This window comes from Myxococcota bacterium (genome assembly GCA_035498015.1).
Lineage (GTDB): Bacteria > Myxococcota_A > UBA9160 > SZUA-336 > SZUA-336 > VGRW01.
Map to the genome: position 1 here is coordinate 1 of DATKAO010000053.1, position 13,860 is coordinate 13,860.

At 71.5% G+C, this 13,860-nt stretch carries 14 protein-coding genes; 11 read left to right on the top strand and 3 right to left on the bottom strand.

What is annotated here, in order from left to right:
• From VMR86_04485 to VMR86_04500, 4 genes are all read left to right on the top strand, one after another.
• The coding region (locus VMR86_04485; GenBank protein HTO06295.1) for a hypothetical protein at positions 1–504 on the top strand (504 nt) is incomplete at its 5' end.
• On the top strand, positions 501–1,319 hold the full coding sequence (locus VMR86_04490) for an isocitrate lyase/PEP mutase family protein (protein HTO06296.1): 819 nt from the start codon (positions 501–503) through the stop codon (positions 1,317–1,319). The genes VMR86_04485 and VMR86_04490, both read left to right, overlap by 4 nt.
• Before the next feature lie 23 nt (positions 1,320–1,342).
• Positions 1,343–2,980, top strand: coding sequence for a long-chain-fatty-acid--CoA ligase (locus VMR86_04495; GenBank protein HTO06297.1), 1,638 nt, complete (start codon positions 1,343–1,345; stop codon positions 2,978–2,980).
• A 479-nt stretch (positions 2,981–3,459) separates the two neighbouring features.
• On the top strand, positions 3,460–4,137 hold the full coding sequence (locus VMR86_04500; GenBank protein HTO06298.1) for a CPBP family intramembrane glutamic endopeptidase: 678 nt from the start codon (positions 3,460–3,462) through the stop codon (positions 4,135–4,137).
• Here VMR86_04500 and VMR86_04505 read toward each other — a convergent pair.
• Positions 4,134–5,111, bottom strand: coding sequence for a DUF4124 domain-containing protein (locus VMR86_04505; protein HTO06299.1), 978 nt, complete (start codon positions 5,109–5,111; stop codon positions 4,134–4,136). The genes VMR86_04500 and VMR86_04505 overlap by 4 nt on opposite strands.
• A gap of 104 nt (positions 5,112–5,215) precedes the next feature.
• Between VMR86_04505 and VMR86_04510 the strand changes: the two genes are divergently transcribed.
• Positions 5,216–5,848 (top strand): hypothetical protein, encoded by a 633-nt coding sequence (locus VMR86_04510; protein ID HTO06300.1) that lies wholly within the window; start codon positions 5,216–5,218, stop codon positions 5,846–5,848.
• A 7-nt stretch (positions 5,849–5,855) separates the two neighbouring features.
• On the opposite strand, the gene VMR86_04515 is transcribed toward VMR86_04510, so the two are convergent.
• On the bottom strand, positions 5,856–6,641 hold the full coding sequence (locus tag VMR86_04515) for an SDR family NAD(P)-dependent oxidoreductase (GenBank protein ID HTO06301.1): 786 nt from the start codon (positions 6,639–6,641) through the stop codon (positions 5,856–5,858).
• A gap of 14 nt (positions 6,642–6,655) precedes the next feature.
• Positions 6,656–7,627, bottom strand: coding sequence for a D-2-hydroxyacid dehydrogenase (locus tag VMR86_04520; protein ID HTO06302.1), 972 nt, complete (start codon positions 7,625–7,627; stop codon positions 6,656–6,658).
• 291 nt (positions 7,628–7,918) lie between these two features.
• Here VMR86_04520 and typA point away from each other — a divergent pair, with 291 nt between their 5' ends.
• The 6 genes from typA to VMR86_04550 form a co-directional block, all read left to right on the top strand.
• Complete coding sequence (typA, locus tag VMR86_04525; GenBank protein HTO06303.1) at positions 7,919–9,724, top strand: translational GTPase TypA; 1,806 nt, start codon at positions 7,919–7,921, stop codon at positions 9,722–9,724.
• Complete coding sequence (locus tag VMR86_04530; GenBank protein ID HTO06304.1) at positions 9,717–10,256, top strand: GrpB family protein; 540 nt, start codon at positions 9,717–9,719, stop codon at positions 10,254–10,256. The genes typA and VMR86_04530 overlap by 8 nt, the downstream gene beginning before the upstream one ends.
• 43 nt (positions 10,257–10,299) lie before the next feature.
• Entirely contained in the window at positions 10,300–10,512 is a 213-nt protein-coding gene (locus VMR86_04535; protein HTO06305.1) for a hypothetical protein, read from the top strand.
• A gap of 9 nt (positions 10,513–10,521) precedes the next feature.
• The gene (locus VMR86_04540; protein HTO06306.1) at positions 10,522–12,339 is read left to right on the top strand and encodes a carboxylesterase family protein; all 1,818 of its coding nucleotides are present in this window, start codon (positions 10,522–10,524) and stop codon (positions 12,337–12,339) included.
• Positions 12,339–13,199, top strand: coding sequence for a VOC family protein (locus VMR86_04545; GenBank protein HTO06307.1), 861 nt, complete (start codon positions 12,339–12,341; stop codon positions 13,197–13,199). The genes VMR86_04540 and VMR86_04545 overlap by 1 nt, the downstream gene beginning before the upstream one ends.
• 20 nt (positions 13,200–13,219) lie before the next feature.
• Positions 13,220–13,860 (top strand): tetratricopeptide repeat protein (locus VMR86_04550; protein HTO06308.1); only part of this gene is annotated, 641 nt, incomplete at its 3' end.

Genomic DNA, 13,860 nt, shown 5'->3' on the forward strand with positions numbered 1-13,860 from the left:
CACCGCACGATCGACCTGGTGCTGGCGCTGGCCGAGAAGCACGCCGAGCGCGCGCTCGAGTCACTCGAGATCGCGACCGATCCGCTGGGCCTGAAGATCCTGATCTACCCGGCGCCGCGCACCGGGCTCGAGGCGAAGTTCTCGCTGCAGTACTGCGCAGCGGTGACCTGGCTCGACGACTGGCCGGGCCTCGCCTCGTTCTCGGACGAGCGCGCGCTGCGGCCCGACGTGCAGTCGCTGCTCCGGCGCGTGCACGTGCGCGAGGCGCCCGGCGACGACGAGCAGCTCGAGGCCGTGTTCGCCGACGGCTCGCGCGTGCGGCTCTCGGAGCGCCACGCGCGCGGCAGCCGCGAGTATCCGCTCGGTGACTGGGAGCGGCTCGAGAAGGTGCACGGCTGCGTGTTTCCCGAGCTCGGCAGCGGCGCGCCCGAGCGGCTGATCGCCGCGGTCGACGAGCTGGAGTCGGTTCCCCACCTGCGCGAGCTGGTGCGATGCCTGGCGTGAAGCTCTCGGTCGGCGTCTGGGACGCCCTGTCGGCCCGGCTCGCGGAGCGCGCGGGCTTCGAGCTCCTGTTCCTGTCGGGCTTCGCGCTCGCCGGCACGCAGCTCGGCGAGCCCGACTTCGGGCTGCTCACCCAGACCGAGACACTGCAGGCCGCGCGGCGCATCGTCGAGGCGGTGCGCACGCCGCTGATCGTCGACGGCGACACCGGCCACGGCGGGCCGCTCAACGTGCAGAGACTCGTGCGCGAGCTGGTGCGCCTGGGCGCGGCCGGCGTACTGCTCGAGGACCAGGTCTGGCCCAAGCGCTGCGGTCACATGCGCGACAAGCAAGTGATCCCCGCCGAGGAGCACGTGCAGAAGCTGCGTGCCGCGGTCGATGCGCGCGGCGCGGCCAAGCTCATGATCCTGGGCCGCACCGACGCGCGCGGGCCGATCGGCCTCGACGAGGCGATCCGGCGCGGGCGCATGTACCGCGAGGCGGGGGCGGACATCATCTTCGTCGAGGCGCCGACCTCGCGCGAGGAGCTGGCGCGCATCGGCCGCGAGGTGCCGGGACCGCTCATGGCCAACATGGTCGAGGGCGGAGTGACTCCCATCCTGCCGCTCGACGAGCTGCGGGCGCTCGGCTTCGAATACGTGGTCTACCCGCTCACGGGCCTGCTCGGCGCCGCGCGCGCGCTCGAGCGCGCCTTCCGGGAGCTCGCCGCCAAGGGCACGAGCCGGAACGACGACGAGGCGCGCATGAGCTTCGCCGAGTTCACGGAGCTCGTCGGCCTGTCCGAGAAGTACGCCGCCGCCGAGCGCTACAAGACCTGAGTCACGACTCAGAAGAGGAAGCCATGTCTGCGAAGCCGCACGCCAACGTCTGGACCGACCCACTCACCCCGCTGGTCATGCTGAAGCGGCAGGCCGCGGTGTTTCCCGAGCGCGAGGCGGTGGTGCACGGCAAGCTGCGCTGGACCTACAGCGACCTGGCGCGCGAGGTCGGGCGCATGGCCGGCGCGCTGCGCCGCGCGGGCGTGGGCAAGGGCGACCGCGTGGCGGTGCTCGCGCCCAACACGCCCGCGCACCTGGTCGCGCACTTCGCCCTGCCGCTGCTCAACGCGCCGCTGGTGTCGATCAACACGCGGCTCGCGCCGCCCGAGATCGCCTACATCCTCGACCACTGCGGCGCGAAGGTGCTGCTGGTCGATCCCGAGCTCGCGCCCGCGCTCGACGCGGTTCTGGCCGAACGCAAGTCACTCCAGCACGTGGTCGAGATCCCCGACGGCATGGTGAAGGTGCGCGCGGGCAAGCTCGGCTGGGACGCGTTCGCGCAGGACGCGCCGGTGCTGCCGATCGACAACACGGTCGAAGACGAAGAGGACGTGATCGCCATCAACTACACGTCCGGCACGACCGGCATGCCCAAGGGCGTGATGTACACGCACCGCGGCGCTTATCTCAACGCGCTGTCCCAGATCGGCAAGCTGGGGCTCAACCGTGACTCGACCCTGGTCTGGACCGTGCCCATGTTCCACTGCAACGGCTGGTGCATGGCCTGGGCGTTCGTGGGCGCCGCCGGCAAGCAGGTGTGCCTGCGCAAGGTCGACCCGGGCGAGATCTTCCGCCTGGTCGACGACGAGGGAGTCACGCACCTGAACGGCGCGCCCACCGTGCTGCTCATGCTGGCCAGCGCCCCCGAGGCGCAGGGCAAGCACTTCGACCCGCCGATCTCCACCTGCACCGGCGGCGCGCCGCCCTCGCCGACGCTGCTCGAGCAGATGGAGAAGCTCGGCGTCAAGATCAGTCACTTGTACGGGCTCACCGAGACCTACGGCCCGCACGTGACCTGCGAGATCCAGGACGGCTGGGAGAAGCTCGAGACCGGCGCCCGCGCCAAGCTCATGTCCCGCCAGGGCGTGCCGTACCCGCACGCCGTGTACCTGCGCGTGGTCGACGCCGAGCTCCACGACGTGCCCGCCGACGGCGCCACCATGGGCGAGGTGGTCATGCGCGGCAACAACCTGATGCGCGGCTACTACAACGACCCCGAGGCCACCGCCAAGGCCTTCGCCGGCGGCTGGTTCCACTCGGGCGACGTCGGAGTCATGCACCCCGACGGCTACATCGAGCTGCGCGACCGCTCCAAGGACATCATCATCTCGGGCGGCGAGAACATCTCGACGATCGAGGTCGAGAACACGATCGTGCGCCACCCCGCGGTGCTCGAGTGCGCGGTCGTCTCCATGCCGCACGAGAAGTGGGGCGAGGTGCCCAAGGCCTTCGTCACGCTGCGGCCCGGCGCCAGGGCCAGCGCCGAGGACATCATCGCCCACACCAAGGAGCTGCTGGCCGCCTTCAAGTGCCCCAAGGCGGTCGAATTCTGCGACCTGCCCAAGACCGCCACCGGCAAGATCCAGAAGTTCAAGCTGCGCGAGCAGGAGTGGAAGGGCAAGGGCAAGGTGATCATGGGAGTCGAGTTCAAGGGCGAGTGAGTCGCGGCCGCCGCCGCGGGAACGCGGCTTGCTCTTGGTTCGTCCGTCCCGCGCATGGGACGGACGGGAGGTGAGAGCGATGACTCGACTCGTGACGCTGGCGCTGTGGGTGCTGCTCGCGGTTCCGGTGAGCCTGGTCCTGACGGCCTGTGACTGCGGCTGCGGGCAGGGCTAGTCACTCGATCGACGCACCGGCGGTCGCCTGGCCAGCGATCGCCGGTTGCTTCGCCGGCCGCGCCGTCGTGACTGCCCGGCCACCCGTCCCGGCCCCGGATTCACATCGGCCGTCTCGCCGGGTGTCTCGCGACGCGCAGCCGGGAACGGCCTTTGCTCTTTCTTCGGCCGTCCTGCCACAGGACGGACGGGAGGTGAGAGCGATGACTCGTTTCGCGAAGCTGGCCCTGGTGCTTCTCGCGGCGCCGACGACGATGTTCCTGACGGCGTGCAAGTGCTGCTGCCAGTAGTCGGGGCCAACGCGGTTGGCTGCTGACTCGACCCTGCTCCGTGCGCCGGCGATCGATTGGCCAACGATCGCCGGTTGCCTGGGGCTGGACGCCCTGGGGCTGTTCGGGCTGCCGGCGCTGCACCTGCACGGGCTGCGCGGCTACGCCTGGTGGGCCCTGTGTTTCGGCGCGAGCTTCGGTCTGCTCGCGCGGGCGCGGCAGGGGGACCGGCGCGCGCTCGGCCTGGGGTGGCAGATCGAGCCGAGCGCGGCCTTCTGGCTCCGGGTATCCGCCTGGATGATCGGCGCGATCGCATTGGGGTTCGCAGCCGCCGTGGTGCCGTCGCGCTCCGGCAGCGACCCGTTCGGCTTCTGCCGGCCGGCCGGGGAGGTCGGAATCCAGCGCATCTCCGACGACGTGCTCCTGGCCCCGGCCCTCGAAGAGCTCGCGTTCCGCTTCCTCCTGTGCGGGGCGCTCGCCGGAAGACTCTCGCCGGGCGCGAACATCGCGCTGAGTGGCGCCGTGTTCGCGCTCGCGCACGTCGTGCTCGGCGGGATCGGGCCGGACAGCTTGCTCGGCGGCTTCTTTCTGGCCTGGGCGTTCCTGCGCAGCGGAACGATCGTGGTGCCGGTGGCGATGCACGCGATCGGCAACGCCCTGTTGCTCGCACTCACCGGCAGCGGCGCGCTGGCGCTCTTGGCCTGTCCCAGCTAGCGCGTCTTGCGCATGCGGGCGCCGAGCTCGTCGGAGCTCAGGATCCGGTAGAGCTTGAACAGGCCCGCGGCGCCGAGCAGGAGGAAGACCCAGGCCATCGGGGTCTCGACGTCGGGACCCTGCGCGTGAGCGGCGTCCTTCTGCTGGGCCTCGTTCATCGACTTGGCGAGCTCCTCGAAGAAGCTGCCGCCGCCCTTTTCGTCGCTCGGCCACACGATGTGGTCGTCGGGCACGGAGAGCGACTGACTCGCGGCGCGCAGGATGCCGACCGTGCTGGGCCGCGAGCTGCGCTGCCACATGGCGACCGCCGCGATCAGGCCGTCGGTGGTGGGCACGAACGTCACCTGCGCCTCGGGCAGGTCGGGGCGCTTGCGGTAGGTGCCGCTCAGCACGAACTGGCGCCGCTCCGCGTCGCAGCTCGCCTCCTTCACCGTGACGGTGTCTCGGAGCACCGCGGTGGTGACCTGCAAGAGCTGTGACTGCGCGCGGCAGGCGTTCTGGACGTCGTTCCGAGTCATGTGCGTCTCGCGGCTGGAGACGATCGCCAGCATGCCTTCGCTGCGCCCGTTCCGCTGGCCGCAGTCGTAGAGCGCGAGCACGCGCGCGTCGCCGCCGTTCGACTTGCGCCGTGTGCAGGACGGAGGGACCGAGACTTCGACGCGCAGGCTCGAGCCCTCGAGCGCGAGGACCTGCGGCTCCACGGGCTCTTGTGACTCCGCGCCTTCCTCGGCCGAAGCCTGGTCCTGCTCCGCGGCACGCGCATCGGCCTGCGGCCGGGGCGCTTCGTCCTGGCCCTTGGACTGGCTCGTGTCCAGGGTGCCGAGTGACTTCGCGCCGGCGGGCGGCGGCTCGCTCGAGTAGTGCAGGTGGCCCTGAGCGTCCTCCCAGCGGTAGATCTGGGCACGCGCGAGCGGGCTCGGGCCGCACAGCGTCCAAGTCAGAGCGAGCGCGAGGGGGAGGGTGACTCGCCGCATCTCCGGCGACTCATCGGCCGGCCGGCCGACTGAGTTGACCGTCTGGCGCGCTCGGCCGCTGCGACCCCTTGCGACGGGCATGGCGGAACCGACACTCCGGCGACATGCAACTCCGGTCTCTGGTCCTCTTGGCGCTGGGCGCGCTGACCTCCGGCTGCGTCTGGGCCGGCTGGGGCACGTTCCCGCAGGCCTCCGGCGACGGGGTCGAGGGCTACGCGGCCTATCTGAAGCGCGAGCAGCTCGAGCCGTACGCGAAGGGCAAGCACCCCTACCCGCTGAACGAGCCGATCGCCAACGGCGACCTCACCACGGTCGTGACCACGCCCGAGCTCACGCTCTTCGTCGAGCTCGAGGGTTACTCACCGACCGTCAGCTTCTGGGGCATCGGAGTGCCGATCGTGCCCATGCCGGTGGGCCTGATGCGCGGGGACCAGCGGCTGCGGATCACCGTGCGCGTGGCCAAGGCCGCAGAGGGCGCGCTGCTCCAGGCGCACAGCCTGCGCGTGCGCACGAGCGCGGGCGAGGTCGAGCCGATCTCGTTCTATCTCTACCGGCGCAAGGCCTCGCCGCAGGCCAACCCGTCCGAGGCGATCGCCGTGCAGAGCCACGATCGCCTCGACTACAACTTCGACCTGGTCGCGCCGCACGAGCCCTTCACGGTCCAGATCGAGGGGCTGCCCGGCGTGCCGTTCCAGCCCAGGACCGTCTGGGATGCCGGCCTGATGGACCTGAACTGAGTCCCGGTCAGGCGAGCTTGCCCGGCACCACCGGGTGGCTCGACGACAGGCCGCCGTCGACCGCGATCGCCTGGCCGTTCACGTAGCTGGCCTCGTCGCTGGCCAGGAAGAGCGCCATGCGCGCGATCTCGACCGGCTGGCCCGCGCGCTTGAGCGGATTGAGCTGGCCGATCTTCTTCTCGCTGCCGCGGGCGCGGGCGAAGTCGAACATGGGCTTGGTCATGCCGGTCTCGATCAGCCCGGGGCAGATCGCGTTCACGCGCACGCCCGTGCCCGCGAGCTGGTTCGCCGCGGTCTGCACCAGGCTGATGACTCCCGCCTTGCTCGCGCTGTACGGGCTGCCACCCGCGCCCGAGCGCAGGCCCGCGACCGAGGCGGTGCACACGATCGAGCCGCCGCCGTGGTCGCGCATGTGCGCGGCGCCGTACTTGATGGCCAGGAATGGGCCGATCAGGTTCACGCGCAGCACGCTCTGCCAGTCACTCGCGCTCTGCTCGAAGAACGGCACGAGTCCGCCGCCGATGCCCGCGTTGGCGTACACGACCTCGAGCCCGCCGAGCTCCGAGACACAGGTCTCGACCAGCGACCTCACCGCCGCCTCGTCCGCGGCGTCGGCGCGCCGCACGAGGCAGCGGCCGCCCGCGCGCGCGATCGCAGCGCCGGTCTCCTCCACGCCCTCGGCCAGGTCGACCGCCACGACCGCCGCGCCTTCCGCCGCGAACAACAGCGCGCTCGCGCGCCCGATCCCGCTGGCGGCGCCGGTCACGATCGCCCGCTTGCCCGAAAGCCTCATGACTCCGCCTCCCGTCAGTAGCCGCGCGTGCGGTCGACTTCGTTGCGCAGCGGCTCGCCCCGCTCGAGCCGCGCCAGGTTGTCGACCGCGAGCTCCATCAGCCGCTTCATGTAGTCGGGTTCGAGCCCCGCGACGTGCGGAGTCACGATCAGGTTCGGCGCCTCCCACAGCGGGTCGCCCGGCGGCATGGGCTCGCTGGCGAACACGTCGCTGGCAGCGCCCGCGATCCGACCCGAGCGCAGGCGCTCCAGCAGCGCGGACTCGTCGACGATCCCGCCGCGCGCCAGGTTCACCAGATACGCTCCGGGCTTGAGCGCGTCGAGCTCGCGCGCGCCGATCGAGCCGCGCGTCTCGGGAGTGAGCGGCAGGAGCACCACCAGATAGTCGCTCTCCGCCAGCACGCGCCGGGTCCCTTCGGGCCCTGCCAGCACGAGGTCGACGCCCGGCAGGGGCTTCGCGTCGCGCTGCGTGCCGATCACGCGCATGCCGAACGCGCGCGCCTTCTCGCCGACCGCGGCGCCGATCGCGCCCAGCCCCAGAATGCCCAGCGTCTTTCCCGAGAGCTGCGGCATGCCGTAGATCTTCCACAGGTGCGCGCGCTGCTGCTCGAGCGCGCGCGGGATGCGCTTGGTGAGGGCCAGCATCATGGCCAGCGCGAACTCGCTCATCTGCGCGCCGTGCAGGCCGCGCGCGTTGGTGACTCGCACGGTGGACGGCAGGTCCGGCGCCGGCAGGAGCGCGTCGACGCCCGCCCCCATCATCTGGATCAGCTTCAGGCGCCGCGCGCCCGCCCAGATCCCGCGCGGCGGACGGAAGGCGAGCATGACCTCGACCTCGCCGATCACGCGGCGCAGCTCCTCGTCGCGGTGAGAGACCACGATCTCGCGGTCGGTCATGGCCGTGCGCAGCTGTGCGGCGATCGCCTCGCCGATGGCAGGCTCGAAGCCGTGGTGCACGTGGATGCGGGCGATGCGGGGAGTGGCCATGGGCCGCCCATCTTAGCGCCGGCGCGCCCAGTGAAGGGTTTCACCCTATGAACGCCTTCACTGCGGCGCCGCGCGACTGAGTCGACACTTGCCGGTGTCGCTCGATGCGACGAATGGAGGTCGTGATGGCTCGCTTCGAAAGTCTGGCTCTGGCGGCGCTGACGATCGGCACGTTCCTCGCGCTCCTCTCCAACGTCTGGGCGCTGGCGGTCCGCGCCGCCTCCTGAGGCCGCGCGCCGGCGGCGGGCTGGTGGACAGGTCGGGGTCTCACCCTTACCGTCCCCGCCCGCCATGCGTGGCCCCCGCAAAGACATCCGCAACCTCGCGATCATCGCGCACGTCGACCACGGCAAAACCACCTTGCTCGACGGACTCCTGCGCCAGACCGGCACGTTCCGCGCCAACCAGGAAGTGCAGGAACGCGCGATGGACAGCGAGGACCTGGAGCGCGAGCGCGGCATCACCATCCACGCCAAGAGCACGGCCGTGGAGTACGAGGGCGTGCGCATCCAGCTCGTCGACACGCCGGGTCACGCCGACTTCGGCGGCGAGGTCGAGCGGGTCATGGGCATGGTCGACGCGGTGCTGCTCCTGGTCGACGCGGTCGAGGGAGTCATGCCGCAGACGCGTTTCGTGCTGGGCAAGGCGCTCGCGCGCGGCCTGCGCCCGATCGTGGTCGTGAACAAGATCGACCGGCCCGAGCAGCGCGCGCACCAGGTGGTCGACGAGGTGTTCGACCTCCTGGTCGAGCTGGGCGCCAACGACCAGCAGCTCGACTTCCCGATCGTGTACACGTCGGCCAAGCAGGGCACGGCGTCGCGCGACGCCGACGGCCCGCGCAAGGACCTGCGCCCGCTGCTCGACCTGATCCTCGAGCAGGCGCCGGCGCCGGTGGTCGACGTGGACGGCCCGCTGCAGTTCCAGGCGGTGACTCTGGGCTGGGACGAGTTCGTGGGCCGGCTCGTGATCGGGCGCGTCGAGCGCGGCACGCTGAAACGCGGAGTCACCGTGGTGCGCCTGCCCGAAGAAGGCGAGCCGCAGAGCTTCCGGATCACCAAGCTGTTCGCGCCGCACGGGCTCGAGCGGGTCGAGCGCGAGTCGGCCTCGGCGGGCGAGATCGCGATCATCGCAGGCGTCGACACGATCGAGATCGGCGACACGGTGTGCGCGCCCGAAGCGCTCGAGTCACTGCCGCGGATCGCGATCGATCCGCCCACGGTCGCGGTGCGCTTCTCGGTCAACACCTCGCCCTTCGCGGGCCAGGAGGGCAAGTTCGTCACCAGCCGCCAGATCGGCGACCGGCTGCGGCGCGAGGCGCTCACCAACGTGTCGATCCGCATCTCGGGCGGTGACTCGACCGACACCTTCGAGGTCTCGGGCCGCGGCGAGCTGCAGATCGCCGTGCTGGTCGAGACCATGCGCCGCGAGGGCTACGAGTTCGCGGTCTCGCAGCCCCAGATCATCGAGCGCACGATCGACCACAAACGCTGCGAGCCGGTCGAGGACGTGGTGGCCGAGGTGCCGCAGGAAGCCACCGGCGCGGTCATGGAGAAGCTCGGCTCCCGGCGCGGCCGACTCACGCAGATGGAGAGCCGCGGCGCGCGCACGCTGCTCCACTTCGTGGTGCCGAGCCGCGGCCTGTTCGGCTACCGCACCGAGTTCCTCACCGACACGCGCGGCGAGGGCACGCTGTACCGCACGGTGCGCGGCTACGAGCCGTTCGCCGGCGAGCTCTCGGGCCGCGGCATGGGCGCGATCGTGGCCAGCGAGACCGGCCGCTCGACCGCGCACGCGCTGTTCTCGATCCAGGAGCGCGCCACCATGTTCATCGGCTCGGGCGAGAACATCTACGAGGGCCAGGTGGTGGGCGAGAACCGCCGGCCCCGGGACATGAACGTGAACGTGTGCCGTGCCAAGAAGCTCACCAACGTGCGCAACACGGGCCACGACGAGGCCGAGATCCTGACGCCGCCGCGCCGCTTCACGATCGAGTCCGCGCTCGAGTGGATCGAGGAGGACGAGCTCCTCGAAGTGACTCCCAAGAGCCTGCGGCTGCGCAAGCGGGTGCTGCCCGCGAACCTGCGCAAGCGTGACTGACGCGCTCGAGATCGTGCCCTACGACCCGCGCTGGCCGGCCGAGTTCGCGGCGGAGCGCGCGCGCATCGCGGCGGCGCTGGGCGCGCTCGCGCTGCGCATCGACCACAACGGCTCGACCTCGGTGCCCGGGCTGGCGGCCAAGCCCGTGATCGACATCCAGGTCTCGGTCGCGCGGCTCGCGCCGCTCGAGCCGTTCGAAGTTCCGCTCACGGGCATCGGCTACAGCCACACCCCGCACCCGGACGACTCTTTCGCCCCGTTCTTCCACCGCCCCGAGCGCTGGCCGCACACACACCACGTGCACCTGGTCGAGGCCGGCGGCCTCGAGGAGCGCAAGACGCTCGCCTTCCGCGACTATCTGCGCGAGCACGACGAGGCGGCGCGCGAGTACGCCGAGCTGAAGCGGGGCCTGGCGGGCCGGTTCGGCGCCGGGGGCAGCGACTCCCGCGAGGCCTACGCCAACGCCAAGACCGACTTCGTGGTGCGCATCAGCGAGCGCGCGCTCGCCATGGGCCTGCCCCGGGGGCTGTGAAGCGCTCCACAAACCCGCGCCCACGGCCGGTCACCCCACCGGCATGGACGGCCGGATCGGCAGCCTGTTGCTCCTGGGCGACGTGCTCACCACGTTCGCGGCGCTGCTCGCCGGTGATCCCACCCCGCGCGCCTGGGCCTGGGCGTTCAATCTCGACGCGCCGCTCGAGCCGGGTATCTGGCTGCCCCTGCTGTGGATCGCGCGCAGTCGCTTGCTTCCCCTGATCCTCGGGTCATCGCTCTTGCCGCGGGTGTAGATTGGGCGCATGCGAAACAGCGCTTTCCTGCTCCTGGTCGTGTGCCTGGCCGCCTGCAGCCGCGGACGCGTCGCCGACGCGCCGCGCATCGCCGACCCGACCTCGAAGCGCAGCGTGTCGACGGGTGCGCTGGTCGGCTTCGCGCCCAACGCGCGCAGCCAGGCGTGGCTCGGCATTCCGTTCGCGGCGCCGCCGGTCGGCGACCTGCGCTGGCGCCCGCCTCGCGCCGCGGCGAGCTGGACGGGCACGCGCGAGTCATTGAAGGCGGGCTCTCCGTGCCCCCAGCTGGCGGGCATCCTCTCGGGAATCCCCAACGCGAAGCCCGGCCAGGTCACCGGCAGCGAGGATTGTCTGTATCTCAACGTGTACGCGCCGCGCGGCAGCGCCGAGGAGGCGCGCGGCCGCAAGCTGCCGGTGATGTTCTGGATCCACGGCGGCGGCAATACCATCGGTCACGGCGGAAGCTACGACGGGAGCGAGCTGGCGTCGGCCTACGACGTGGTCGTGGTCACCGTGAACTACCGCCTCGGTCCGTTCGGCTGGTTCCGCCATCCGGCGCTCTTGGCCGACGCGAAGACCGACGACGAGCGCTCGGGCAACTGGGGCACGCTCGACCTGGTGCGGGCGCTCGAGTGGGTGCGCGACGAGATCCCGGCGTTCGGCGGCGACCCGGGGAACGTGACCATCTTCGGTGAGTCGGCCGGCGGCGTCGACGTGATGAGTCTCGTGTTCTCGCCGCGCGCGGCCGGCCTGTTCCAGCGCGCGATCTCGGAGAGCGGCGGGCTCGGCACGGTCACGCTGGCGAAGGCCGAGAACCTGAAGGACGCCGAGCAGCCCGGCGACGAGCGCTCGTCGCGCGAGGCCATGCTGCAGCTCCTGTTCCCCGCGCGCGAGCGCAAGTCCGCGGTGGAGCGGCTCGAGTCACTCCCGCCGGCGGAGCTCGCCAGCAAGCTGCGTGCGGCCAGCATCGAGCAGATCTTCGCCGCCTACAGCGCGCTCGCCAACGGCGAGGGCTTCGGCGGCATGATCCGCATGCCGTCGGTGCTGCGAGACGGCGCCGTGCTGCCGGCCGAAGATCCCAACGAGCTGCTCGCGGCCGGCCGCTACAACCACGTGCCCGTGATGCTCGGCACGAACCGCGACGAGCTCAAGCTGTTCATGTTCGGCGACCGCAAGCTGGTGACCTGGTGGTTCGGCTTCCTCCCGCGTGCCAAGGACGCGAAACACTACGACCTCACGGCCGAGTACGGAACGCTGGGCTGGAAGATGGGCAGCGTCGACCGCGTGGCCGGGCTCTTGCGCGAGGCGCAGGGCCCCAGCGTGTACGCCTACCGCTTCGACTGGGACGAGGAGCCGAAGCTCCTGTGGAGTGACTTCGGCCAGCTGCTCGGCGCGGCGCACGGCATCGAGATCCCGTTCGTGTTCCGCAACTTCCACATGAACGCCTTCGACCGCATGTTCACCGATCAGAACCGCGAGGGCCGCGAGACACTCGCCGGCCAGGTGTCCTCCTACTGGGCGCACTTCGCCTACACCGGCGCGCCGGGGCGCGGCCGCGCCGGCGACCTGCCCGAGTGGAGCGCCTGGGACCCCGCCGAGGGCGCCGGCAAGTTCATCGTGCTCGACACGCCGGCCGGCGGCGGCCCGCGCATGGAGAAGCAGGCGGTCACCAAGGAGTCACTCCTGGCCCAGCTCGCCGCCGACCCGCGGCTCGACGACAAGCTGCGCTGCGAGCTGTTCCAGGGCTACGTCGAGCACGACGCGTTCGTGGCCGCCGACCTGCCCGCTTCGGGCTGCAAGAATCCGGAGAGCGTCGCGGCGCGCTGATGATCCACTCGCTCGATCACGTGATCGTGCTGGTGCGCGACCTCGAGGCCGCCACGTCGACCTACACGCGGCTGCTCGGCCGCGAGCCGTCGTGGCGCGGAGCGCACCCTGGTCAGGGCACCGCCAACACGCTGTTCCGCCTGGCGAACACCTATCTCGAGCTGCTCGCCGTCTCGGGCGACGGACCGTTCGCGGCGCGCTTGCGCGCACGGCTCGAGCGCGACGGCGAGGGCGTGGCCGGGCTGGCCTTCGGCACCGACGACGCGGACGCGTGTGCGGCCGAGCTGCGCGCGCGCGGCCTGCCTGCGGCCGACCCGGTCGAAGGCTCGGGCGCGGACACTACGACCTCTGCCAAGCGCAGCTGGCGCAACGTGCACCTGCCGGAGAGCGCCACGCGCGGGGTGCTCGTGTTCGCGATCGAGCACCTCTCGCCCGCCGACGCGCTGCCTCCGGCGCGAGTCACGGGGCCCGCCGCGGCGGCGGTCGAGGCGCTCGACCACGTGGTGCTGCGCTCGCCCGACCCCGACGCCACGCAGCGGCTCTACGGCGAGTCACTCGGCCTGCGGCTCGCGCTCGATCGCAGCTTCCCGGAACGCAAGGTCCGGCTGCAGTTCTTCCGCGTGGGCGGGGTCACCGTGGAGGTCGCGAGTCAGCTGGCTGACGCGCCCGACGCGACGGCGCCCGACCGGCTCTGGGGGCTGGCCTGGCGCGTGCCCGACGCCGATGCGGCGCGCGCGCGCCTGCTGGAGGCCGGCTTTCCCGTCACTCCTGTCCGCTCCGGTCACAAGCCCGGCACTAGAGTGTGTACGGTCGAGCAGGACACCTGCGGCGTGCCCACGCTGCTGATCGCGCCGGGTTGAGTCTTCGCTAACCTCGCCGCGTGGGGTGGTTCGGGAAGCCGAAGTACAACCGCGCGGAGAGCATGTCGCGCGCGGCCAAGGCCGAAGGGCGCGGCAAGCGCAAGAAGGCCATCGCCGAGTACCGCAAGGTGCTGGCGCAGGAGCCCGACAACCCGGTGATCCTGGTGAAGCTCGCGGGCCTGCTCGCGCGCACCAAGCAGCTCGACGAGGCGCGGCTCAAGTTTCTCGGCGCCGCCGAGATCTACGAGAAGCAGGAGTTCGACGACAAGGCGGTCGCGGTCTACCGCCAGGCCGTGAGTCACTTGCCCAAGCGCATCGAGCTGTGGGAGCGGCTGGCCCAGCTGGACGTGAAGCGCGAGCGCCCGCCCGAGGCGATCCGCGACCTGCTCGAGGGCGCGAGTCAGTTCCGGCGCCGCAAGGAGCGCCAGTCCGCGGTGCGCTTGCTGCGCGTGGCGGTGCGCATCGAGCCCTGGCAGTTCGAGGCGACGCTCCGGCTCGCGGGCCTGCTCGCGAAGGAGGGCGCGCGCCCCGAAGCGCGCCGGCTCTACGAGGGCCTGTGCGAGAAGAACCGCGCCGTGCGGCTGCGCAAGGTGCGCGGCGCCATGTTCCGCATGTCGCCCACGCCGGCCGCGGCCTGGCGCTGGGCGCGCGCGGCGCTGCG